Source organism: Hathewaya limosa (assembly GCF_030815255.1).
In the GTDB taxonomy this organism is placed as follows: Bacteria; Bacillota; Clostridia; order Clostridiales; family Clostridiaceae; genus Hathewaya; species Hathewaya limosa.
This window is the reverse complement of sequence record NZ_JAUSWN010000014.1, coordinates 1-25,794: the sequence shown is the minus strand read 5'-3', so window position 1 is coordinate 25,794 and position 25,794 is coordinate 1. Positions and strand designations below refer to the sequence as shown.

20 protein-coding genes are annotated in these 25,794 nt (G+C 28.7%); 15 read left to right on the top strand and 5 right to left on the bottom strand.

Going from position 1 to position 25,794, the window contains the following annotated elements:
* The first annotated feature begins 156 nt into the window (after nucleotides 1–156).
* From cdaA to buk (QOZ93_RS08825), 5 genes are read left to right on the top strand one after another with little or no spacing between them, the layout of a single operon-like run.
* Nucleotides 157–981 carry a diadenylate cyclase CdaA gene (gene cdaA / locus QOZ93_RS08845; RefSeq protein WP_111944322.1) on the top strand — a complete coding sequence of 275 codons (825 nt, stop codon included), beginning with the start codon at nucleotides 157–159 and terminating at the stop codon, nucleotides 979–981.
* Nucleotides 954–2,195 carry a CdaR family protein gene (locus QOZ93_RS08840; protein WP_307355951.1) on the top strand — a complete coding sequence of 414 codons (1,242 nt, stop codon included), beginning with the start codon at nucleotides 954–956 and terminating at the stop codon, nucleotides 2,193–2,195. Before cdaA ends, QOZ93_RS08840 begins: the two co-directional genes overlap by 28 nt.
* Nucleotides 2,176–3,774: an NAD(P)/FAD-dependent oxidoreductase gene (locus QOZ93_RS08835; RefSeq protein ID WP_307355950.1), complete on the top strand. Its 1,599-nt coding sequence runs from the start codon at nucleotides 2,176–2,178 to the stop codon at nucleotides 3,772–3,774. Before QOZ93_RS08840 ends, QOZ93_RS08835 begins: the two co-directional genes overlap by 20 nt.
* Before the next feature lie 13 nt (nucleotides 3,775–3,787).
* Nucleotides 3,788–4,870 carry a butyrate kinase gene (gene buk / locus QOZ93_RS08830; RefSeq protein WP_307355949.1) on the top strand — a complete coding sequence of 361 codons (1,083 nt, stop codon included), beginning with the start codon at nucleotides 3,788–3,790 and terminating at the stop codon, nucleotides 4,868–4,870.
* 2 nt (nucleotides 4,871–4,872) lie between these two features.
* Complete coding sequence (gene buk / locus QOZ93_RS08825; protein ID WP_307355948.1) at nucleotides 4,873–5,976, top strand: butyrate kinase; 1,104 nt, start codon at nucleotides 4,873–4,875, stop codon at nucleotides 5,974–5,976.
* A gap of 73 nt (nucleotides 5,977–6,049) precedes the next feature.
* On the opposite strand, the gene QOZ93_RS08820 is transcribed toward buk (QOZ93_RS08825), so the two are convergent.
* A complete protein-coding gene (locus QOZ93_RS08820) occupies nucleotides 6,050–7,081 on the bottom strand; it encodes a YeiH family protein (RefSeq protein ID WP_307355947.1) in 1,032 nt (343 codons plus the stop codon).
* Between the two features lie 146 nt (nucleotides 7,082–7,227).
* Here QOZ93_RS08820 and QOZ93_RS08815 point away from each other — a divergent pair, with 146 nt between their 5' ends.
* From QOZ93_RS08815 to QOZ93_RS08800, 4 genes are all read left to right on the top strand, one after another.
* Nucleotides 7,228–8,106 carry a LysR substrate-binding domain-containing protein gene (locus QOZ93_RS08815; protein ID WP_307355946.1) on the top strand — a complete coding sequence of 293 codons (879 nt, stop codon included), beginning with the start codon at nucleotides 7,228–7,230 and terminating at the stop codon, nucleotides 8,104–8,106.
* Between the two features lie 16 nt (nucleotides 8,107–8,122).
* Nucleotides 8,123–8,887 (top strand): YdcF family protein, encoded by a 765-nt coding sequence (locus QOZ93_RS08810; protein WP_307355945.1) that lies wholly within the window; start codon nucleotides 8,123–8,125, stop codon nucleotides 8,885–8,887.
* 24 nt (nucleotides 8,888–8,911) lie between these two features.
* Nucleotides 8,912–9,775 carry a hypothetical protein gene (locus QOZ93_RS08805; RefSeq protein ID WP_307355944.1) on the top strand — a complete coding sequence of 288 codons (864 nt, stop codon included), beginning with the start codon at nucleotides 8,912–8,914 and terminating at the stop codon, nucleotides 9,773–9,775.
* Between the two features lie 211 nt (nucleotides 9,776–9,986).
* Nucleotides 9,987–10,487 carry a hypothetical protein gene (locus QOZ93_RS08800; protein WP_307355943.1) on the top strand — a complete coding sequence of 167 codons (501 nt, stop codon included), beginning with the start codon at nucleotides 9,987–9,989 and terminating at the stop codon, nucleotides 10,485–10,487.
* A 208-nt stretch (nucleotides 10,488–10,695) separates the two neighbouring features.
* Here QOZ93_RS08800 and ebgA read toward each other — a convergent pair whose 3' ends face one another.
* From ebgA to QOZ93_RS08785, 3 genes are all read right to left on the bottom strand, one after another.
* Nucleotides 10,696–13,809 (bottom strand): beta-galactosidase subunit alpha, encoded by a 3,114-nt coding sequence (ebgA, locus tag QOZ93_RS08795; protein WP_307355942.1) that lies wholly within the window; start codon nucleotides 13,807–13,809, stop codon nucleotides 10,696–10,698.
* 221 nt (nucleotides 13,810–14,030) lie between these two features.
* Nucleotides 14,031–14,705, bottom strand: coding sequence for a uracil-DNA glycosylase (locus QOZ93_RS08790; RefSeq protein ID WP_307355941.1), 675 nt, complete (start codon nucleotides 14,703–14,705; stop codon nucleotides 14,031–14,033).
* 207 nt (nucleotides 14,706–14,912) lie between these two features.
* Nucleotides 14,913–15,071 carry a DUF1540 domain-containing protein gene (locus tag QOZ93_RS08785; RefSeq protein WP_307355940.1) on the bottom strand — a complete coding sequence of 53 codons (159 nt, stop codon included), beginning with the start codon at nucleotides 15,069–15,071 and terminating at the stop codon, nucleotides 14,913–14,915.
* Nucleotides 15,072–15,389: 318 nt separating this feature from the next.
* Here QOZ93_RS08785 and glmM point away from each other — a divergent pair, with 318 nt between their 5' ends.
* The gene (gene glmM, locus QOZ93_RS08780; protein WP_307355939.1) at nucleotides 15,390–16,739 is read left to right on the top strand and encodes a phosphoglucosamine mutase; all 1,350 of its coding nucleotides are present in this window, start codon (nucleotides 15,390–15,392) and stop codon (nucleotides 16,737–16,739) included.
* A 117-nt stretch (nucleotides 16,740–16,856) separates the two neighbouring features.
* Here the strand turns inward: glmM and QOZ93_RS08775 are convergent, their stop codons facing one another.
* The gene (locus QOZ93_RS08775) at nucleotides 16,857–18,188 is read right to left on the bottom strand and encodes an HAD family hydrolase (protein ID WP_307355938.1); all 1,332 of its coding nucleotides are present in this window, start codon (nucleotides 18,186–18,188) and stop codon (nucleotides 16,857–16,859) included.
* Between the two features lie 954 nt (nucleotides 18,189–19,142).
* Here QOZ93_RS08775 and glmS point away from each other — a divergent pair.
* The 5 genes from glmS to QOZ93_RS08750 all read left to right on the top strand — a co-directional run bounded on the left by glmS (nucleotide 19,143) and on the right by QOZ93_RS08750 (nucleotide 25,658).
* Nucleotides 19,143–20,972 carry a glutamine--fructose-6-phosphate transaminase (isomerizing) gene (glmS, locus tag QOZ93_RS08770; RefSeq protein ID WP_307355937.1) on the top strand — a complete coding sequence of 610 codons (1,830 nt, stop codon included), beginning with the start codon at nucleotides 19,143–19,145 and terminating at the stop codon, nucleotides 20,970–20,972.
* 227 nt (nucleotides 20,973–21,199) lie between these two features.
* Nucleotides 21,200–21,334, top strand: coding sequence for a hypothetical protein (locus tag QOZ93_RS08765; protein ID WP_307355936.1), 135 nt, complete (start codon nucleotides 21,200–21,202; stop codon nucleotides 21,332–21,334).
* 142 nt (nucleotides 21,335–21,476) lie between these two features.
* Nucleotides 21,477–22,649, top strand: a complete 1,173-nt coding sequence (locus QOZ93_RS08760) for an O-antigen ligase family protein (protein ID WP_307355935.1) — start codon at nucleotides 21,477–21,479, stop codon at nucleotides 22,647–22,649.
* Between the two features lie 52 nt (nucleotides 22,650–22,701).
* Complete coding sequence (locus tag QOZ93_RS08755; protein ID WP_307355934.1) at nucleotides 22,702–23,688, top strand: nucleoside hydrolase; 987 nt, start codon at nucleotides 22,702–22,704, stop codon at nucleotides 23,686–23,688.
* A gap of 485 nt (nucleotides 23,689–24,173) precedes the next feature.
* Nucleotides 24,174–25,658: an aldehyde dehydrogenase family protein gene (locus QOZ93_RS08750; RefSeq protein ID WP_307355933.1), complete on the top strand. Its 1,485-nt coding sequence runs from the start codon at nucleotides 24,174–24,176 to the stop codon at nucleotides 25,656–25,658.
* Nucleotides 25,659–25,794 lie beyond the last annotated feature (136 nt).

Genomic DNA, 25,794 nt, shown 5'->3' with positions numbered 1-25,794 from the left:
ATATGGATGAAGGATATTAATCTAAAATTCATAAAATCTTATACTATAAAATTATTTAATAGTGTATAATTATAGTGTATTCTTTATATTATAATTTGAGCTGAAAGTATTGAGGTGAGTAAGGTGGAGTACATTTCTTCTGTTTTTAGTGCTTTTATGAGTACAGTAGAAAACATGAATATATTTAGTATTTTAGACATATTGGTAGTCTCTTTTATTTTTTATAAAAGTTATAACTTAATTAAAGAGACTAGGGCAGAACAATTATTAAAAGGTATTTTATTTGTTTTTCTAATAATTCCTATAAGTGAAATTCTTCACCTAAGGACATTAAATTGGATTATTAATCAAACTATAACTATTGGAGTTTTAACAATTGTAATTATATTTCAACCTGAAATCAGAAAAGCATTAGAACATTTAGGAAGAAGTACTTTTTCTGATAAACATATTTTAGAAGATGAAGAGATTAGAAATTTAGTTATAGGGGAAATTGTAACTGCAGTAGAAAATTTATCATATACCAGGACTGGTGCATTAATTGTAATTGAACAACGAACAGGACTTGCAGAAATAATAAATACAGGCACTAAATTAGATGCCATAGTGTCATCAGCATTATTAGAGAATATATTTGTTGTAAACACACCACTTCATGATGGTGCCACTATAATTAGAAACAATAGGATAGTATCATCAGGATGTTTTTTACCTTTAACTGATAATAATAAGTTAAATAAAAAACTAGGAACTAGACATAGAGCAGGCATAGGTCTTTCAGAAGCTTCAGATGCACTTGTTATTATAGTTTCAGAGGAAACAGGAACTATATCTCTAGCTCTAAATGGAAAACTTCTTAGAAATTATGATGGTGAAAAGTTGAAAGTTGTATTAGCAAAACTCATTGCCAATAGACAACCTAAGAAATTAACCTTAAGAGAGAAGGTGAAGTCATGGATAAAGACAGAAAAGAAGGAATAGTAGTTAAAATCTGTTGTGTGTTATTAGCTTTTGCTCTTTGGCTATATATAACTAGTACTCAAAATCCTATGGTGACCTACACTATTAAAAGAATTCCAGTACAAATAAAAAGTTCAGAAGTTTTATTAAAAAATAAACTTATTTTGCAAAAACAATCAGGATATTATATAGATATTAAGGTACAAAGCAAATCTTCAGAACAAAAGGCTAAGGCTAGTGATTTTAAAGCTATAATTGATTTAAGTGGATACGTTGTTAAAAAAGGTGAAAATAAGTTGCCAATTCAAATCGAACGTAGTCCTTCCAATGTTAGCATATTAAATAATGGAGACCTTTGGCTTAATTTATCTATTGATGAAGTTATAGAAAAAATTGTTCCAGTTAAAATTAATCTTGTAGGAAAATCACAAAGTGGTAGTTTTGTGAAGGATGTAATATCAAATCCCAATAAGATTAAGATATTAGGACCATCAGAAAAAGTAAATTTAGTAGACAGGGTTGTAGGAACTTTTAGCGTAAATAAAAACACAGAAATGAAAGAATCAGTTATTAATGTTATTCCCGTAGATGCTTCAGGAAATGAAGTAAAGGGGGTAAATATGGATGCGGATTCCGTACATGTATCTTTAGGAGTTAATATGACCAAAGAAGTACCAATAAAAGTTGTAACTAAAGGTAGTGTTTCTGATAATTTGAAATTGAGTAAATTAGAACCATCCATATCAATTATAAAAATAATTGGAGATGAAAAAGTAATTAAAAATATTAATTATATAGAAACTTCAGCTTTAGACCTAAGTTCTATAAGCGCAAGTACATCAAAAGAAGTTAACTTAGTATTGCCTACAGGGGTAGAAATACTAAATAATATTAAAGTTATAAATGTTAATATTATTATGGATGAAAAATCTACGGAAAGAACTTTATCAAGTAAAATAAACATAGAAAATTTGGCCCCAAATTTTAATGCACAATTGGGTAAAGAACTAATTTCTTATAAAGTTACTGGTAGTGAAAATATTATAAATGGTTTAAATGAAAATGATTTTAAAGTTTATGTTGATTTATCAGGAGCTAAAGAGGGTAATAATATGGTTAACATTAATATAGTTACACCTCAAGGTGTTAGTCTAGTATCAAAAGATTTTACACAAATGAATGTTAAGTTAATGAAAAAAGAATCGGAGGTTGTCAATGACAATACAAGTAAGTAACCTAATATTAAATATAGATGAACCAATGGATGTTTTAAAGAATAAAGCTGCTAAAAAGTTAAGAATAAAAGAAAATGATATAGAAAATTTAAAGGTTATAAAAGAATCTATAGATGCAAGAAAAAAAGATAATATAAAATTTAATTATCAAGTTGAGGTAAATATTACAGCGGATGAACAAAAGATAATTAATAAAATATATTCTAATGAAGTTAGGCTTAGAAAGAAAGCTTATACTCCAGATTTTAAGTTAGGAGATAAAAAACTAAGCACAAGGCCAATAATTGTAGGAATGGGTCCAGCAGGGTTATTTGCTGGACTTCTTATGGCTCAAAAAGGATATAGGCCTATTATAATTGAAAGAGGAGAGAGTGTAGAAAATAGAACTAAAACTGTTGAACATTTCTGGAAGACAGGAGAATTAAATACTGAGTCCAATGTACAATTTGGAGAAGGGGGAGCAGGTACTTTTTCAGATGGTAAGTTAACTACAAGAAGTAAAGATTTTAGATGCGACTACGTAGTAGAAGAGTTTATTAATGCTGGAGCTAAGGAAGAAATTAGATACATGGGTAAACCACATGTAGGTACTGATATTTTAAAGGAAGTTGTAAAAAACATCAGAAATCAAATAATTAGTTTAGGTGGAGAAGTTAAGTTTAATAGTAGGTTGGAAGATTTAGTTATTAAAGATCATAAACTTAAAGGTATTATTGTAAATCAAGAAGAAATTCCTTGTGAAGTTTTAGTTCTAGCTATAGGACATAGTTCAAGAGATACCTATGAAATGTTGTACAATAAAGAAATATTTATGACACCAAAACCTTTTGCCATAGGGGTTAGGGTTGAGCACTTACAAGGTTTAATTAATACAAATCAATATGGAAAATTTGCAAATCATCCAAGATTAAGAGCAGCAGATTATAGACTAGCACATACAGATGAAGTAACTGGTAGAGGAGTTTATAGTTTTTGTATGTGTCCTGGTGGAGTTGTTGTTGCATCTTCCTCAGAGGAAAATGCCCTTGTAACAAATGGAATGAGTTATTCTCAAAGAGACAAGGAAAATGCAAATGCAGCAATCGTCGTTTCTGTTGGGGAGCAAGATTTTGAAGGGTCAGGGCCTTTAAGTGGTATAGAATTCCAAAGACATTATGAAAAGTTAGCTTATAACTTAGGGGGCGGATCACATGTTGCACCTATTCAATTAGTAGGAGATTTTTTAGGAGATAAAAATAGTAAAAAATTAGGTACTGTAAAGCCAAGTTTTACAAGGGGATATGAATTTAAAGAACTTAAAAATTGTTTGCCTTCTTATGTAATAGATTCTCTAAAAGGAGGACTTCTTAATTTCGACAGAAAGATTAAGGGATTTGGTGATAAGGATGCTGTTATGACAGGAATCGAGACTAGAACTTCCGCACCAGTTAGAATAGAAAGAAATGAAAATCTAGAAAGTATTTCTCTTAAAGGATTATATCCAACAGGGGAAGGTGCAGGATTTGCAGGAGGAATAATTTCGGCTGCTGTAGATGGAGTTAAAGTTGCAGAAAGAATTATGGCTGAATGGATTTATTAATAGGAGGAATAAAATGAGAAAAAAGCGGTTTATTTTAGTTATAAACCCTTGTTATGAATATACTAAAGTAGGCATTTTTAATGAAAATGAAAAACAGATAGTATGTGAAAGCCTAGAGTTTAAACACAATGACATAAAGAAATTCTATGATCAAAAAGATTGTAGAATTAAAGATATAATGCTATTTTTAAAGCAAGTAGGGGTTTCATTAGGTGAAGTTAAGGCGATAGCAGGTAGAGGGGGATTATTAAGACCTATGCCTGGTGGGGTTTATAAAATTACACCTAAGATGGTTGAAGACCTAAGAATTGGATATGCAGGTGAGCATGTAAATAATTTAGGTGGAATACTGGCATATGAATTAGGAAAAAAGGCTAATATTCCATCATATATAGTAGATTCCATGACCATAGATGAAATGTTGGATATAGCTAAATTTTCAGGATTACCAGGAATTAAAAGAAGAGCATTAAGTCATGCATTAAATATAAAATATGTGGCTAATAAAATTGCATTAAAGGATTCTTTAAATATAGTAAATACATCATATATAGTAGCTTATATGGGAAGAGACATATCTGTAGTAGCACTAAAAAATGGTAAAATAATAGATACAAACAATTTCTATGATGAAAGCTCTTTTTCTATGCAAAGGTGTGGGAGTATAGCTCCTTTAAAGTTAATTGATTTAGCTTTTAATTATAAAGGGGATTATAAGAGTTTTAACTTGGAATTGTTTACTAAGTCAGGTCTTATGTCATATATGAACACTAATAGTATAGAAGAAGTACAGAAAATAGTTATAGAAGAGGAAGAAAAGTATTCATATATTTTAGAAGCTATGGCATATAATATTGCTAAAAATATAGGTGCAATTAGTGCGGCACTAAATTTTAAGGCAGATAAAATAATTCTAACAGGTTCTTTAAGTGCTAATAATAAAATTACTTCATTTATTGAAAAAAAGATAAATTTTATAGCTCCGGTAGAAGTTTATAAAGGTTCTTATGAAATGGAATCTTTAGCGCATGGTGTGGTAAAGATTCTTAAGGGAGAAGAACAATATAAAATTTATGAAAATGAGGTGGAGTTATAATTATGTGTGCTTTAAGGCGTGATATCAAAGAAAAAAGTGGTTGGAAAGTACTGGCGATTAATATAAAGTATAATTCTACTATATTGGCAGTGTTTGAGGGAGACAAAGTTATTTTTGTTGAAAACTTGTGGCATCCTATTTCTGATATAAAAAAATTTGATTCTATTGAGGATGAGGCAATATACAGATATAATTTTATAGTTCAAGTTTTAAATTCTAAGAAAATTGATATAAAAAATTTATCTTGTGTAACTGTCAAGGGTGGAATATTAAAAAATATTGAAAGTGGTACTTATATTATAGATAAACTTATAGTTAATGAACTTAAACATAATATATATGGAGAGCATTCTTTAAATGTAGGACCTATTATAGCATATAAATTATATAATGAGTTTAAAATAAAACCATACATGATAAATGCTGTTACAGTAAACGAAATGGAACCTATAGCAAAGTATACAGGGATAAAAGGAATAGAGAGAAAAAGTTTTTTTCATGCATTGAGTCAAAAATCAGTAGCTAAAAGATACGCTAAAGATCATAATAAAAAATATGAAGATTTAAATATTATAGTAGCTTATTTAGGAAGTGGAATTACTATAGGGGCTCATAAAAAAGGAAGAGTTGTAGATGTAAATAGTTCATTGGAAGGGGAGGGACCCTTTTCGCCTGAGCGTTCAGGAAGTATTCCAATGACATCGCTTTTGGAAATGTGTTTTAATAAAAACTTCACTTATGAGGAACTTAAAGAACTTATTGAAGGAAAAGGTGGATGTGTAGCTTATTTTAATAATAGTGATTTAAGATCTATTGTTGAAAATATACAAAATGGAGATGAAGGGTCAAGAAAAATTATTGAAGCTATGGCATATCAAATCTCCAAAGAAATAGGAAAATGTGCAGTAGTTTTAGATGGAAATGTAGATGCTATAATATTAACGGGAGGTATTGCATATTGCAGGCCTATAGTAGATTTAATAAAAAACAGAGTAAATAGAATAGCCTCCGTTCACTTATATGCAGGAAAAGATGAACTTACAGATATGGTAGAAGAAGCAATTAGAATACTTAATGGTGATGAAGAGTTAAAACATTACTATTAATAAAAAATAGCCTTTTGAGTTATAGATATAATCTATAATCAAAAGGCTTTAAAAGTGTGTGGTTAAGTATATTTTAATTTAGAATTAGGAATATAAGTGTTAGTGCAGAAACTATTTGTACTACACCTACTCCCAATCCATAAATGGAAGCTTTAACACCTTGTCTCATAAGTTCTTTAATATTAACTCTCATTCCTATACCTGCCAAAGCGATTAATTCAAAGTTATTACTTATAAATTTGAATGTTTTAGAAAGATTTTTAGGGAATAATCCAAGAGTGAATAGTGCACACATAATAAAGAAACCTATGACATACCAAGGAACTTTAACTTTAGTTTTTTTATGTTCTATATTGTTTTCCTTAGTTTTAGATTTATTTTTCATAGTTCCAAAACCTAAAACTACAAAAACTAAGAATATAATACGTACTATTTTAAAAATAGTAGATAAATCTTTTACCTGCTCATTTACTAAACTACCAGCAGCTACAACTTGGCCTACAGATTGAAGTATACTACCAATTAGTGCAGAGGTTTTTAATGTTTCACTATTATACAATATACTTGCTATAAAAGGTAATAATAACATTAATATAGTTCCTACAACATTTACTATAGTTATAGTTATGCCTTTATCATCATCATTGGCTTCAATAACTGGTGCTACGGCACCTATAGCAGAAGAGCCACAAACGGCATTACCACTAGCCATTAAAAAACGAAAGTTGTCTGAAAAACCTAATTTTTTACCTATAAATAAAGCAGCCGTAATAGTAATAATCATTTGAATAACTATGAAACCTACTCCAGAAATGCCAAGGTCTATAAGTGTTTGAGCACTTAGTGTTCCACCTAATAGTACTATAGAGTAAGATAATAAGTCACTTTCAGCAAATTTTGAGCCTTTAGCAAAAATCTTTTTATTTCCAAAAGTATTTCCAACAAACATTCCTAAAAAGATTGCCAATGGTGCCCCACCTATTTTAGGAACAAAGCTTCCTAAGAATTTTCCTATGTAAGCTATTATTATACATATAATAAGTCCTGGTAATATATCTTTAACTTTATTCATAAATTTAAATGAATTTGTATTTGACTTAGTCATTTAAATCACTCTCCTCCTCTATCATTTGTAATGTAATTTGTTTTTATCCCCAATAAAGAGTATAGTGATTTTATAACCATAAGTAAAATGAATATAATTAATGATAATCATAAAAAAAATCAATGATTATTTATAGGAGGTTATATATGTTTGATGAATTAAAGACTTTTATAGCAGTGGTTGAGTATAAAAATTTTACTAAGGCAGGAGAACATATAAATTTATCTCAACCCACTGTTAGTTTACATATAAAAAGACTAGAAGAGTATTTTGAAACAACGCTTATTCAGCGTTCTGTAAAACAAAAAAATATAGTTATTACTAAAACTGGTGAAATACTTTACTCAAGGGCAAAGCAATTGAGCCTTTTATTAGATGAAACAACCGAAGAACTTAAGGGATATACAGATTCTGTAAAGGGTGAATTACATATAGGGGCTAGCTTAACTATTGGAGAATATTTTTTGCCTAAATTTTTAAGTGAGTTTTGCTCAAAATATCCAGAGTTACATATTGAGGTTACAATACAAAATACTGAGGCAATTTGTAAAAAAGTTAAAAATTTAGATATAGATGTAGGTCTTGTAGAGGGAATTATATGCTCATCTACTTTTATTAGTGATAATTTTTATAAGGATAAAATGGTTTTAGCAGTTCCTTACAATAATTATTTAAGTAAAGAGGTATTTAAAGCTCAAAACTTCAATAATGAAGTGTGGATAAGTAGAGAAGAGGGTTCAGGAACCGGAGAATATTTAAAAATGTTCTTAGGAAACCATAATATAAATCCTAAAAATGTTATGGTGTTTGGAAGTAATCTAGCAGTTAAGGAAGGGGTGAAAAATAATTTAGGGATAACTTTTGTATCCTCTTTTGTTGTAAATCAAGCAGTTAAAAATAAAGAAATTTCTATTATAGATACAGGAAGTGAATTTATTAGAAACTTCACATATATACTTCCGAAAAATACAATTATATCTAAAGGGACAAAAACGTTTATAGATATGCTTATGAAAAATAAATAATGTAAAGGAGTTAATTATGGGATATAAAAAAAGCAATATCATTATTATGAGTTTAGGTATATTAAGTATTATATATTTTATAGGATTGCAATTTTTTGGACCAATGGCATTTTCGAAATTTTGGATAATGCTTGGAGCCATATTAATTATTGTAGCAATAGCTAGAGAAAAGAATAACAGAAGAGTTTGTGAAAGGTTTAAGGGATTTAAGAAGCTTTTTTACGCAGTTATAAGTATATTTATGACTTTTTTTACTTTACTTGAGGGAATTATTATATATAATGGTATTGTTAATGATGCCAAGAAAAAAAATGATTATTTGTTAGTATTAGGGGCGGGAATTGTAGGAAGGAAAATTTCAACATCACTAGAATATAGACTTGACACTGCACTTAACTATTTAAAAAGTAATTCAGATGTGAAGGTAATCGTGTCAGGGGGACAGGGACCTTATGAAGAAATTACAGAGGCACAGGCTATGAAAGAATTTTTAGTTACTCGTGGAATTTCTGAGGAAAGAATTATAAAAGAAGATAAATCAAGAAATACCTATGAAAATTTTAAATTTACTAGGGAAAAGTTAAGTTCTATAGGGGATAGGGAAAAAAATAAAATTTTAATAGTAACTAATAATTTTCATATGTTTAGGGCAAAAATGTTAGGCAAAAGAAATAAATTTGAGGTTTATGGACTTCCAGCACCTAGTTACCCATATTTAATACCTAATTTTTATGTAAGAGAATTTTTTGGCGTAATAAAATCTTATTTATTTGATAAATAATAACTTACATGGGGGATAAAACTTGTGATAAATAAAATAATTAATATTGCTAATAGGCAGTTAGAAAATGAAGATATAATAGAAATGTTTTTACAAGAAGAATTTTTTAGGGAATATATGTCTGTTTTCAATGCTAATAAGTATTTTAAGGAAGAGACATCGGAGAATGTAAAAATTTTAAAGTATGATTGTGCCTTAAAACAAAACATCATGGAAATAAGTAATCTTATAATTAAAGAGTTTAAAGTAAAACTTAACGAATTAAAACAATTAGGAATTCAGCATGATATAGGGCTTATTCTTTATATAGGAGATAATAATGTTGAGGGACATGGTATTTTAATTGAAAATCAAGGATTTGTATATGTAAATTTAGCGGTTATGCTTAAGAATATAAAAGATATTGATTTAGGTAGCTTTATGGCCCATGAAATTATGCATGCAGTTCACTATACTTTAAATAATGAATTTTATCCAGGAAATTATAAAACACCAAAGGATACTTATATGAAGCTATTATTTGAAGAAGGGATGGCTACATATACCAGTATGAGGTTATTTAATTTATTAGCATATAAGTCATATTGGTTAGGAAGTTTATCTAGTGATGAAGTAGAACAATGGATATACAATTGTGAAAATTGTAAATTAAGCTATGGAGAAGAAATAGAGAAAGAATTTAAAAGCCCACATTTAAATAAAGAGCTTTATAGTACACTATTTACAGTTAAAAATGATAAAGATATAAAGGCCTCAAGAATAGCATATTATTATGGGGCTAAAATAGTAAGTATGTTAAATGATAAAATGGGAATAGATAGTATTCTTTTACTTGATTATAAAAGTGTTGAAGAATACATATATAAGTATTTTGAAATTTATAATTAAGTTAAATTCAGATATAGTTTGTTATTTTTATTATTCTAAAATATATAATGTTTAAAATTCAACTTTATAATGATATAAACATAGAATATATGGTATATAAAATCTAAAATTTACTTTTAGTTTAAATAGTATATATAAAAGAGTAATTCCAATAAGTGTTATTTCTCTAAATAAGTTTATGCTTATGGAGGTAGGTGGGAATAATAAAATAATGAAACAAAAAAATAGTAAAAAAAATAAAGTTGATGAGATAGATGAAGCAAAAATTAATGAAATATTTGAATTAATTAAAAATACCAAAATGATGGGGTTTAATGATGGAATAACTACTATAGGATATGGTTTACTAAGCACAGGAAATGTGTTTTTAGCAAATAAAATAGAAGAGACGGTAAAAAGTTTTAAAAGAGGTAATGAAGTTATACCATCATTTGAATTTTTTAATAAAGCTATTGATGTATTATTAATAGGTAGTGGGCTAACATTAATAGGACATGCCAATGCATTACCTTATATGTATGAAGAAACTAGAGCAACACGAGAAAATCCTCCATTTTATATTAATGAGTGTTTGAAAGAGGCTTTAGATTTAGAACTATTAAGTCAAATATTATTCGTATATGGAGATATTTTTAGATTACAAGCATTTAATCTTTTGCAAAAAGGAGCTTTTCAGGCAGTAGAAAAGTCAAAACAGGAACAAAACCAATAACTGAAAAGTTATATAGGTATAGTATTATATAAAAACTTATCCACAAGTTTAGTCTATAACCTATAAAAAAGACTAAAATATGTTTATAAATAGAGGATTATTTATATATATTGTTGATAAAACATAAAGGGGACGGTTCATTAAAATCTACTATTTAAATAGTAGATTTTAATGAACCGTCCCTAAGTTATAAATACTAAAATACTATTTATTTTAGTATTTGCTTACTTAAATTAATAGGAGAAATTTCATTTATGGAGTAAGGTTTTATTCTTATAGTAAAGTTAAAATCACATGGTATAAGTTTAGCATTACCCATTGGTTTTGGACCACAACTATTGCTTCCAAGACCATTTTGTTTATGATCTATATGAATATAAATTCTATCTCGTTCTATTAGTTCATTTAGATGTTTTGCTTTTTCAAAGTCTTCAGTAGAATTGTAATGAGCACTAAAATTAATATTTTGATCTTCACCACAAAATAATATACCTTTACCTCTTTCATCAGTTAGAGAAACCCACTTAACATCAGTTCTATTGCCGTTTTCTTGAGGATAAACGTATGAGAAATATAAATCCTTTACGGTTTTTTCATAAATTCCAAATGGATTGGCATATTTACTATCTGCATAAGATTCACCATCACCTCTACCATACCAAGTTACTCTATTTAAATCTTTTGGTAGTTCAAGGTTTAGTCCAATTCTTTGAAGAACCTCTGGAAACTTGTCTTTTGGGCCGATCATTTGACCAGTAATATTTAAAATGATATCTCCACTACCATAGATTTTATAAGTATATTGACTTTGTATGGACCAATCTACCAAAGTTGGTGGGGCGATATGAGATAAAATTTTAACTTCTATTAAATTCTTGGAGATTATATGATAATCAAAACTATCTATTCTATGCTGCATTATGTGCATACATTGTTTACGTAGATTTTCTAAAATATACATATCATTATCAATGGGTGCTCTCCAAAAGTTAAGTTTAGGGCCAGCTAAAAATAACTCATCTCCAGAATAAATACAATGTTTAATATATCCACGAATTTTGTCAAATACAATTTTAAAATCACAACCTGTAATTTCTAATAGTATATCTGATGAGGTAATCTTTAAATTTGGCATTTCATTTATATTAATAGTTATGAAATTTTCTGATTTCACAGGAATTAAATATTGAGTCCAAGCTATCTCATGACCACATTTTGCCCAATTGGTATCTTTATTTAGTTTAAAACTTATGTTTAACCAATAATCAGTTGCACCTTGAAGTAAGTGTGGTAATTTATATGGAATAGTAATTATGCAACTTTCTTTTGGGGCAATTTTGGGAGTAGGAATTGTTCCATTTGAAATAACTTGTCCATCTGAAGTTACATTCCAACATATATTTAAATGATCAAGATTTATAAAATCATAAAGATTAGTAAGTTTAATTTTACCTTCGTTAAGATTAACTTTCTCAAATCTTAGTGGCTCAATAATTTTTTTTAATTCAGCTAATGCAGGGGAAGGTGTATGATCAGGTTTAATTAGCCCATCACAACAGAAGTTTGAATTATTAGGTTCATCACCAAAGTCACCACCATATGAATAATATTCTTTCCCATTTTCGTCATAAGTTCTAATTCCATGATCAATCCATTCCCAAACAAAACCGCCTTGAAGACGATTGTATTTATAAAATGTATCCCAATATTCCTTTAATCCCCCAGGACCATTTCCCATAGAGTGGCAATATTCACATACTATATGAGGTTTTTTCATATCTTTCATTTCACCTAATTCTATTAGTTTTTCAACTGTAGAATACATAGTACTTACAACATCAGCAGCTTCAGCATTTCTATCTTCTTCATAATGGACAAGTCTTGTATTATCTCTATTATGACACCATTCATACATGGCTTTTTGATTACAACCAAATTTTGATTCGTTACCAAGGGACCAAAGAATTATAGAAGGATGGTTTTTTTCTCTTTCAACCATTCTTTCAATTCTATCTACATAAGCATTCATCCAAGCAGGATTTTTGCTAACATGTTTTGAATCCTCTAATTCCTCAAAGCCATGAGCTTCTAAGTCAGTTTCTGCAATTAAGTAAAATCCATATTCATCACATAAATCATAAAATATAGGGTTGTTTGGGTAATGAGAGGTTCTAATAGCATTTATATTATTTTGTTTCATTTTTACAAGATCATCTATCATCCAATGGAGTGGGGCAACACGTCCTAAGTCTGTATGAGCATCATGCCTGTTAACACCTTTAAATTTTATAGCTACTCCATTTACTAATAGATTACCATTTTTTAATTCTATCTTTCTAAAACCAATTTTTTGAGGTACTATTTCAATAACCCCTTTATTAGAGTTTTTTAAAGTAATTATTAGGTGATATAAATATGGAGATTCAGCAGACCATTTTTGGGGATTTTCTATAGGAATAGTTAGTTTAAAGTTAGATTTATCTTTGTTTTTTAAGTTAATATTTTTTATATATTGTTTTTCTATAATATCTTCTTTATTTCCATCTAAAAGGTTAAATTCCATTTCATAATTTGAGACATCCATGTCTAATAAATTTTCTAATGTTATATCTATAGACAATGTGGAATTTATATAACTATCATCTAAATCTGTTTTTATAAAAATATCATTTATATGAAGTTTAGGTCTCGAAATTAAATAAACATCTCTAAAAATTCCACTTAACCACCACATATCTTGATCTTCTATGTAAGATCCATCAGACCATTTATATACCTGAACTGAAAGAGAATTTTCGCCATGATTAATTTTGTCTGTAATATCAAATTCAGAACTTAATCTACTACCTTGACTATAGCCAATTTCTATACCATTTACCCACACTCTGAATGCACTATCTACTCCATCAAATCTTAAAATTATTTGTGAACCGTCCCAAGATTCAGGAATAAAAAAGTCTCTTTTATATAAACCAGTAGGATTTTCAGAAGGTACATAAGGTGGTTCAACAGGAAATGGATAAATTATATCTGTATAGTGAGGATTATCATAGCCTTGTAATTGCCAATTACCAGGGACTTTTATAGTATCCCACTGAGATGTATCAAAGTCAGATTTAAAGAAATTTTTGGGAGTTTCATATGGAGATTCTGTATATTTAAATTTCCATGTACCGTTTAGTAATTTAAAGCCTTTAGAAAGACCTCTATCATATGTAAGAGCATTACAAAGTTTATCATATCCAAAAAAATAAGACCTACTTTTTAGTCTATTACGATGAAGTAATTCAATGTTTTCCCAGTCGTTTAAATGTTTTTTCAATTAAAAATCCCCCTTATTACATAAAGTATTAAATAACTAAAACATATATATATTATAACTAAAAGGATAAAAATAATGAAGAAAAATTTTATATATTAAGAATATTATGAAATGAATAAAACTAAATATGTTTTTAGTACTAAGATTTTTAGAGACAGTCCATAAAAGTTAAATATGTAGTAAAAATTTATGAACCGTCCCTAAATTAACATCTAGATTTCTTATAAATTAAGGATTTGCCAGTTAATTGGAGCTTTACCTATGGAGTGGAGAAATTCATTTGTTTTAGAAAAATGATGATTTCCAAAGAAGCCTCTATTAGCTGATAAAGGACTAGGATGGACAGAAGTTAATATATAGTGTTGGGGATTAGTAATTAAAGCAGTTTTAGATTGAGCATTTTTTCCCCATAAGATAAAAACAATAGGATCTTCCCTCTGATTTAATAAGCTAATAATCTTATCGGTGAATATTTCCCATCCTTTCCCTTTATGGGAGTTAGCTTCTCCAGCCCTTACAGTAAGTACTGTATTAAGCATTAATACACCTTGATCGGCCCAAGATTTTAAGTAACCATTATTGGGGATATAACAATCTAAATCATTATGTAGTTCCTTATAAATATTAACTAAAGAAGGGGGAGTTTTTACACCGGGTTGAACAGAAAAACTTAATCCATGAGCTTGATTTGGACCATGATAAGGATCTTGACCTAATAATACAACTTTTACGTTATTATAATCAGTGTAATTTAGGGCATTAAAGATATTATCTATAGTAGGATAGATAGTATTTTCTTCATATTCCTTAATCAAAAAGTTTTTTAATTTAATATAATAATCTTTTTTGAATTCATCCTTTAATAAATCATACCAATAATTTTTTAATAGTTCCATGTTAAAAGCCTCCTACATTGAGAATTATAAGTTTAAGAAATAAATTTACTATTAAATTATACAGTATTTTCTATAGCCCTAAAACCAGATAAAAAAGTATATTTAATAGCAAAAAGAACATTAGAAAAATTTTTAAAAATAATTCTAATGTTCTTTCAAATAAATCAAAACAACATGTGATTAAATCCCTAAATTAGTATTAACATTTTATTTTTGTATAAAACTTGCACAATCTGTACATTGACAATCTTTAGCATAAGCATCATGTTTAACTACTTCTATACAATCTAAAGTACAGTAGTTATCTTTATTACAATGATGTTTGCATTCCGTAACAGTACATTTTATAGATTCATTATGTTCCATTTCTTTCACCTCTTTAATTAATTAGTATGTTGTTAGTATGAAGTAAAAGTTAATTTTTTATGTAGGTAAATTAATCTTGTGATGTATTAAAAATACAAAAAAACATTTATATACAACAATAATAAATTAAGCAAATTTATTATTTAAGAATTTTATACAAAACTTCCTATAGCATAATTTAAAAATTATACTATAGAGAGTTTTTGTTTTGATTTAATCTATAAAATTTTGTATACTTGTTATAAGTGTGTTTTAAATTAAGAAAAGAATATTATAAAAGAGAATATATAATCTTTATAAAGAAGAGAGGTATTTACCATGGGTAGAATGTTTGGTACAGATGGAGTAAGAGGTATTGCGAATACTGAACTTACACCAGAACTTGCTTTTAAATTAGGAAAAGCGGGGGCATATGTTTTAACAGAAGGAACACATAAACCTAAAATAGTAGTAGGTATGGATACAAGAATTTCAGGGGATATGTTAGAAGCAGCATTGGTTGCTGGTGTATTATCTGTTGGAGCAGAAGCTATATGCGTAGGAGTTATACCAACACCAGCTGTAGCATATTTAACTAGAAAATATAATGCGGATGCAGGAGTAGTTATCTCTGCTTCACATAATCCGGTAGAATATAATGGGATAAAATTCTTTAATGGAGATGGATACAAACTTAAGGATGAGTTAGAAGATAAAATCCAACAAGTTATAGAAAATAACTTTGAAGGAGTTCCTTGTCCAGTAGGGGAGAATCTAGGAAAGAAGATATTAGTAGATAATGCAATAAATGATTATGTGGAGTTTGCTAAAAGCACTATTGATTGTGACCTAAAAGGATTAAGGGTAGCATTAGATTGCGCAAATGGTGCATCATATAAAACATCTGTTAAGGCATTTAAAGAATTAGGGGCAGAAGTATTAGTAATTAACAATGAACCAGATGGAAAAAATATAAATAAGGATTGTGGATCAACACATCCAGAACATTTAATGGAATTCGTAAAGAAAAATAAATGTGACTTAGGTTTAGCTTTTGATGGTGACGCTGATAGATGTCTAGCTGTAGATGAAAAAGGAAATCTAATAAATGGTGATTTCCTTATGGGTATTTGCGGTAAGCATTTTAAAGAACAAGGAAAATTAAAAAAAGATACTATTGTTGTTACAGTTATGAGTAATATGGGACTTGATATAGCACTTAATAAAGACGATATCAAAACTGTAAAAACAAAAGTTGGAGATAGATATGTACTTGAAAGAATGGCTGAAGAAGGTTATAGTTTAGGTGGAGAACAATCAGGACACTTAATATTTTTAGACTTCAATACAACTGGAGATGGACTGGTATCTGGTATACAAGTAGCAACAGTTGTTAAAAAGGCAGGAAAAACTCTATCAGAACTTGCAGCATTTATGACTGAACTTCCACAAGTTTTAGTAAATGCAAAAGTGCCAAATGATAAAAAAGATATTCATGTTAAGGATGAAGAAATAGCAGAAGAAATAAAAAAAATTGAAGCTAAGTTTCATGGTAATGGAAGAGTTCTTATAAGACCTTCAGGAACAGAACCACTAGTTAGGGTTATGTTAGAAGGAAAAGATAAAAAAGAATTAACTGAAATTGCAGAAGGATTAGCTGAAATGATAGAAGAAAAGGCTAATAAATAGTAAAAAATATAAGGCATCATATTTTAAAGTATGATGCCTTGTTTTTTTATCCTATTTTTATTAAAGCTAACTTTTATAAATTATTATGATTTTTAATGAGTAGATAGTAAATGAGTACTATTTTAGTAGTTTTTCTTCTGAAGCTCCTAAAAGGATAGATTTTTCACTTGGTCTAAATTCACCTTTGTTATCATCTCTTCCTTGAAGGTGATATCTTGCATTTGCATCTTTCATAGTATCAGCAGCCTTCTTAGAAAGTTCACCGATTCCACCGTCTTTGCATCTGTTTACTATTAAGCTAAATTTAGTATCTTTAAAGTCAGAAAGCATAGCTACGTCACCATTACTATCTCCACCAACTATAATAGGACCTTGTCCTCCGTGCTTTTCTTGTAAAAACTTCTTAATTGTTTTTGTTTTACCAGGACCTTGAGTTTGGAAGTAATTATCGCTATCGTATTCAGCTTTAATTACACCCTTATCATCTCTTTTTAATTGCATTGCAGTAATGTTTTCTTTTGGTAATTCATAGCCATATTTAGGATTTGTAGCAAATTCACGAACAACATCTATAAATGAAGCTGAACAAATGTAAACATCTATTCCATTAGCCATTAAAGTTTTATATAAATTTTGTTGTTCTTTTACAGTTCTTAGTCCACTATTAAATTCTACTGAAACAACTCCAGCTTTTCCCTTTAATTCTGTTGGACTTGTCCAAGTTATTTTTTCTAATTTTTGTTTTAACCAATAATCATTTGATTTCTCAGTTAAAGTAGCAACCTCAGGCTGTTTCATTCCTCTAAATAAGTAAGTTACCCATGGATAGCTTATATCAGAACTGAAAGTTTCTCCTATTGCAGCATAAAGATATCTAGTTTTAGCTATAAAATCTTTATATTCAGGAGTCTTTTTAATTTCATCTAAAGATTTAGTTCCTTTGAAACCTTTATAGTTTTCATATAAGAATTTGTAGTCTGAATCAATATCAGCACCAACAGAATCTATATTTACAGGTTTACCTTCTTTATTATTACAATCAGGTTTAAAATTATCTTTTGGAATATTAGTTCTTATAGTTTCGCTAAATTCTTTTGGAGTCATTTTAAACTCAAGATTTTCTAATTGATAAGCAAGTAAAGCTTCTTCAACGTCATTTACAATTGTTGTATTATCCCAATCGAAAACAGCATATGGTTTTTTATTGGCATCGTAATTTTTGCTATCTTTACCGTGGTTATCTATAACTGCTTGTAAATCTTTATAGTTTTTTTCTGCCCAATTACCTTGTTCTAATTTAACTTGGCTAGTTTTTGTAGCCTTTTCCTCTACAGCAGGTTTATTTTCATTGCTGTTGTCAGCCTTTGAAGCAGTACCACAAGCAGCTAAAGAAAGTGCTATAGTACATGTCAATGCTAAACTAAGAGACTTTTTTTTAAAGTTGTTCATTAAAATTCACTCCCTGTTTTTCATTAGTTAATATTTGTTTTAAATCAATTTTTTTGTAACAAAAATAAAAGTTATAAAAATAATAAAAATAGGTTAAATACTTATTGATAAATTTGAACAAAAATTAACTCTATTAACTGAAAATTAATCATATAATACATTTATATACCAAAAGTCTAAAGATGTCAATGTAGAAAGATATAATTTTCGCAGTATTTTTAAGATTATATCAATAAAACTAAATGTTCTCAAAAAAAAGAGCTAAACTTGTAAAAAAACCAATTAATATAGTGATATTTGTATTAAGTTATACAATAATAATAGTAATATTATTCTTATATATAATAGTAGAAAAATATTATATATAAAAACATGTGAATATATTTTGTTCATAAGCTATAGTAAGTATACGTTTTTTATGTATTATATATAATAGTTCATTTATTAGACAATATATTACAATTAACACATAAATTATAGAGAATTAATTGTAATCGATATTAATAAAATCAGTAGTGGAAATAAAATGCTTAATAACCTTTTAATAAAGTACTAAAACTATTGACCTAATAGGACAAAAATGCATATAATAATATGATAGATTTTATATAGAATCTATCCATTTTATTTTTAAGGTTCTAGTATATATGTAAAGGAATTTATTAATAATTAATCAAGAATTTTATGATTTATTTCAATAAGTGAATGTTATTATGTAAGAGTATAGAGTTTAAATATATAATTTTTAAAGCGCCAGGAGTTATAGTGAGAAGCATGTTAAGACTATAACTTGACGAGGATGGGGTTTAATCGAATCTTCGGCGGGTGCCCCACGGTAAAACGCACTACCGTTAACGATTGATAAAAGCGAGAAGTGATTTTCGTTACAAGATTGATCAGGTGCAAAACATGTATGCTAGGACAATATTATCAATTTAAGAGAGGTAAAAGAAAATGTGCGGAATAGTTGGGTATTTTGGTAAGAGAGATGCTTCATCTTTATTAATTGATGGGTTAAGCAAGCTAGAGTACAGAGGGTATGATTCAGCTGGTGTTGCTATAATCCAAGAAGATGGAACATTAAAAGTGACAAAATGTAAGGGTAGACTTAAAAATCTTGAAAATAAATTAGAGGAAGAACCAATACGTGGCAATATAGGTATTGGTCATACTAGATGGGCAACACATGGTGAACCATCTGATGTAAATTCTCATCCACACTCAAATAAGGATTTTACAATTTCAGTAGTTCATAATGGAATAATTGAAAACTATATCAGATTAAGAGAAAAGCTAATTGCTAAAGGTTATGAGTTTACTTCAGAAACAGATACAGAAGTTATTCCTCATTTAATTGATTATTATTATGAAGGAAATCTTTTAGAAGCAGTTATGAAGGCTACAACTAAAATTGAAGGTAGTTATGCTTTAGGGGTAGTATCTTCTCATGAGCCAGATAAAATAGTTGCAGTTAGAAAAGATAGTCCTTTAATTGTTGGACTTGGAAAAGATGAATCTTTTATAGCTTCAGATATTCCAGCAGTTTTAACAGAAACTAGAGATGTTTATTTATTAAAAAATAAAGAATTTGTTGTTATGGATAAAAATGGTGTTCAGCTTTTCGACGAAGAAGGAGAAAAGATTGAAAAAGAAGTTTATCATGTAACATGGGATGCAGATGCAGCTGAAAAAGGTGGATTTGAACATTTCATGATTAAAGAAATACATGAACAACCCAAAGCTATAAGAGATACTATGGCATCAAGAATAGTTTTAGGACAGCCAATTTCTTTAGATAATATTACTATAACAAAAGAACAAATTGAAAAATTAAGTAGAGTTTATATAGTTGCATGCGGTACAGCTTACCATGCTGGTGTAGTTGGAAAGTATGTAATAGAAAAGTTAGCTAGAATTCCAGTTGAAGTTGATATAGCTTCAGAATTTAAACATAGAGATCCTATTATAGATGAAAATACTTTAATGATAGTTGTAAGCCAATCAGGTGAAACAGCTGATACATTATCTGCATTAAGGCTTGCTCAATCTAAGGGTGCAAGAGTAATAGCAGTTACAAATGTTGTAGGAAGTACAGTATCAAGAGAAGCTGAAGATGTGTTATATACTTGGGCTGGTCCAGAAATAGCTGTTGCATCTACAAAGGCATATGTAACTCAACTTATAGCAATGTATATAATAGCGCTATACTTTGCACAAAATAAAGGAACATTATCTAATGAAAAATTAGAAGAGATTAAACAGGCTATGATGGAGTTACCAGAAAGAGCAGAAGAAGTTTTACAGCATAAAGAAGCTATTCAAAAGTTTGCTTCAAGAACTTACATGCATAAAGATATGTTCTTCTTAGGAAGAGGTCTTGATTATGCTGTAGCGATGGAAGGATCTTTAAAACTTAAGGAAATCTCTTATATTCATTCAGAAGCTTATGCTGGTGGGGAATTAAAACATGGTCCAATTGCACTTATAGAAGATGGAACTATTGTTATGGCTATAGCAACTCAAGAAGAATTAGTTGATAAAATGGTTAGTAATATGAAAGAGGTTACTGCAAGAGGTGCTGAGGTATTTGCATTCACAACTGAAGGGCATACTCAAATGGAAGAGGTCTCTGTTGGAATAACTTATCTTCCAAAAGTAATGGAAATTTTATCACCAGTAATTTCTGTAATACCATTACAATTATTCTCTTATTATGTATCCATCCAAAAAGGATGCGACGTAGATAAGCCAAGAAACTTAGCAAAATCAGTAACAGTAGAATAATAGAAAATACAGACTAGACATTTGATTTAAAATGTCTAGTTTTTTTAGCGCATAAAAAACTTAGAATAAATTATTTCGAGATCTTAAAGGATAAAAATTCATTATCATAAAAGATGATTTATAGTTTATAAAATGTGGTATAATATGATTGGATTAATAAGAATATTTTACAATAATAGTTATGTTTTGGAATGAAAGTGAAATTTATAGAGGATTAAATAAAAAATATGAGAGGATTAAATATCATTATGATGAATCAAGAAAAAAGAGAAAAAATAAATTCTTTTTTAGAAAAATCAATGAATAATGCTATAGAGTTTCTTGCTGTTGCATTAAATTTAACAGGACATAATATACCATAATTATTTAACCTTATAGTAACTTGAAACTATTTTTCCAGTAATAATATTTGTAAATATGTATAAAATTTAATATAATTATTTTGAATTGTTTTATTAAAATATTACTCAAGGGGGGGTCAATATTTTTATTTTAGTATTGTTAATGATTATTTCCCCTTATACAGCAATTGTGCCTGCTATATATATGACATACAAGGTTTTAAAAGGAGAAGTGTATATTAATAAGAATCAATGGAATATAGCACTTTTTTTCTTGTTTATATGGGCATTAATTGTAGGAGCTATAAACGGGAGTGTAACATCTATAATTGCATCCTTTGCTATATTTATATATTTTTGTGTTAATTGTTTTATGCAAGAATATTGTAATAATGAAGTGAAAATAGAAAAATTATTTAAGTATTTATTATATTTTTCAATTTTTTCTGCAGTAATAGGAGTAATGGAAAAAATTCTTTGTACATATTTTAAAGTTAACGTTGTAGCACAGTTTTTAAATTTCACTAGCCAAGTAATTAATAATAAGAGAATATATAGTACGTTTGGAAATCCTAATATAGCTGGTAATTGGTTTGCCATAATGACTCTTGTTAGTATTTACTTTTGGTTTCAAGAACCTAAAAAAGTACTTTATAAAATATCAACAATTTTATTTATTAGTGCGTTATGTTTTACAGGATCTAGAGGGGCTCTTATGGCTTTATTAGTGGGGGTTCTTGTATTTTATGTTTTAAAATTAAATAAAAATAAAAAGTGTAATTGGATTTTTATTGTATTACTTTTAGTCATAACAGTAATTACTTTTCTACCAATTCCTATTTTAAATAAGATTATTGCTCATAATGTAGACCGTTCGTTTAGTAGCAGAGTGGATATATGGAAAGGTTGTCTTAATATGTTTAAGGACAAGCCATTAACTGGATGGGGTGTTATGGCAGTGTGGGATCATGGAGCAGATTATATAAGAGGATATAATAAGTTTTTATTCCATGCCCATAATATTTGGCTTACTTTTATGAGCACACTAGGTATAGTTGGTATTGGTATATATGGTTTTATGAAATTAAGTTTATTTAAAGGGTTAAAAAATTTGTATAATAAAAAATGTAATCTTGTACCATTACTAGCAGGTATACAGGTGTTAATAATAGTGCATGGGTTAGTTGATTTTACAATTATTGCTCCTCAAACAGGATTATTGTTTATAATATGTTCTTCTATGATAATATCATTAGCTAAGGAATATACCACTACAACAGTTAAGGATTTTTTAAAAAAACAACATAAATTAAGAACATTGTTTAAAAATATATAACTTAAAAATTAAGTATAAATTAATTTAATAACTCAATAGGGGAAGTGGCAAAATGGAAAACAAGAGAAAAGTTATTTTAGATGTAGATACTGGATCAGATGATGCCATTGCTATTATGGTTGCAGTACTTTCAAAACAGGTTGATGTACTTGGCATTACTGTTACACAAGGAAACAGGCCTTTAAAAAATTGTGTTGAAAATACTTTAAGGGTATTAGATATGTTAGATTCACATATACCGGTATATGCTGGCTGTCCTGATGCAATGGTACGTAACATGATACCTGGAAGAAATGCTAATAATCCAACAGATGGCATTAGCTTATTTGAAAATGGAGTAGAGTATACTATTCATCCAGAGTATTTAGAACTACCACCGGCTGTATCTAAAGCACAGACTAAACATGCTTGTTCTTTTATTATTGAGGCTGTAAAGAAGTCACGTGAAAAGATTACTATAATAACCGTTGCACCACCTACTAATATAGGTATGGCATTTAGAATGGATCCTACTATTAAAGATAATATAGAAGAAGTTATTTTTATGGGTGGTGGTGTAAACGTTGCAAATGTTACTCCGGTAGCAGAAGCTAACTTTTTTCACGATCCTGAAGCTGTAAAAATTATATTAGATAGTGGAGTTAAGGTTAAAATTATTGGATTAGATGCTACTCATAGTGCGGAAATTACAATGGAAGAGGCTGAAAAATTAATAGGAACTGGTACTAAGGCAGGAAGGTTGGCAGGAGACTTAATAAAAATGAGAGCCATTGCCTCTAAAAAGAAAGGATGGAGTGATGGAACTACAGAAGCAATTCATGATGCTTTAGCTGTAGCAACATTATTAGATCCTGGTGTAATAATGGATATGAGAAGACAAAAGTGTGATATAGATATCAGTGGAGGTGCTGGGGATGGACAGTTGATAGTAGACCGAAAAAATCAAAATAACTCATCTGTAAATACCTATGTGGCATATAAGGCTGATAAATATAAGTTTTATAATATAATTTTAGAATGTGTAAAAAGGTCAAAATAAAATATTTTAATATATAGATAAAAACTACTCAATTATTTTTGAGTAGTTTTTTACTTTATGAAACTTATAAAAAGGTTTTTAAAGGCAATTTTAAGACAAATTATGACAAAATATTAACAAATATAAAGAAGTAAATAATAATTTTTTAAATATGTTAAAAAAATCATGATCTAATGTGAAAAAATAGGTAAAATAAAAAAATAAAAAATTTTTATTTTGTATAACTCCTTAGTATATATAGACTTTAAGCAATATTGATAATGGTGAAAAAAATATCTATTCTTGTTTTACTAACAGGTGCTATTTATAATAAGGCTTGTAAGACAGATTTATAAACAGACAAACCATTTAAGTAAAAATCGTAATAGAAAAAATGATATATGATAAATATAATGTCTTATAAGAAAAGTCTATTTCAAAATTTTATATTTATCATAAGGTAAAATCATTTTATCTAATGTTAAAAGTAATAAGGGGGTATTAAAATGAATAAATTATCAAAATTTATTGAGAAAGGTTATCAACTTTTAATTAATGGAGAGTGGATAAACGGAACTGGCAATCATAAAGTTTCTAGTTATAACCCTAGTAATGGAGAAAAGCTAACCGAATTTGTAGATGCAAGTAATGAAGATGTAGATTTGGCTGTTAATGCAGCGAAAGAAGCATTTAAATCATGGAAAGATGTATCGATACAAGAACGTAGTTCTATTCTATTAAAGATAGCGGATTTGATAGATGAAAATAAAGAACGTTTAGCTATGATAGAAACTTTAGATAATGGAAAACCTCTTAGAGAAACATTAAATATAGATTTACCTTTAGCATCAGATCACTTCCGTTATTTTGCAGGCATTATTCGTGCAGAAGAGGGAACTTCAAAAATGATTGATAAAGACACTTTATCTATTACTCTAAAAGAACCTATTGGAGTGGTGGGACAAGTAATACCTTGGAATTTTCCATTCTTAATGGCAGCATGGAAATTGGCTCCAGCACTTGCTGCGGGAAATACAGTAGTTATTCATCCATCATCTACTACATCAATTAGTTTATTGGAGTTTGGAAAGTTATTAAATAAAGTTTTACCAGCTGGTGTTGTTAATATTATTACAGGAAGAGGATCTAAATCTGGTAACTATATGTTGCAACATAAAGGATTTAATAAGTTAGCATTTACAGGATCTACTGAAATTGGTTATAAGGTATCAGAAGAAGCGGCTAAAAGATTGATTCCAGCGACTTTAGAGCTTGGAGGAAAATCAGCTAATATATTCTTCAATGATGCACCATGGGAAAGAGCTATAGAAGGTGTACAAATGGGAATATTATTGAATCAAGGACAGGTATGTTGTGCTGGGTCAAGAGTATTTGTACAAGAGGATATTTATGATAAGTTTGTAGAGGCTCTTAAGATAGCTTTTGAAAAAGTTAAGGTAGGTCTTCCATGGGAAGATGGTGTACAAATGGGTTCTCAAATTAATGAAAAACACCTTGAGAAAATACTTGAATATGTTAAAATTGGAGAACAAGAAGGTGCAAAAGTACTAACTGGTGGAAAGAGATTAGAAACAGATGAACTAAAGGATGGTACATTTATGACACCAACAATTTTAATAAATGCTACTAATAAAATGCGTATTGCTCAAGAAGAGATTTTTGGGCCAGTGGTAACAGTCATTAAGTTTAAGGATGAAGAAGAAGTAATAAGAATGGCTAATGATTCTGAATATGGATTAGGAGGAGCCGTTTGGTCTAAAAATATTAATACAGCACTTAGAGTAGCATCTAAAATTGAAACAGGTCGTATGTGGATAAACACATATAACCAATTACCTGCCGGGGCACCTTTTGGTGGATATAAAAAATCAGGAATTGGAAGAGAAACATATAAAAGTGTTTTAGAAGCATATTCACAAACAAAGAATATTTATATAAGTATGAAAGAACAAACAGAAGGTTTATATTAATTTATGAGGTTAATAATAAGATAAAAATTATAAGTTAGTATAAAAGGGGCTGTCGCACTAAAAAATAGTGCGACAGCTTTTTGCGTAAAAAATAAATCTCCCACTCGAAAGAGTGAAAGATTTATAGTAAAATTAA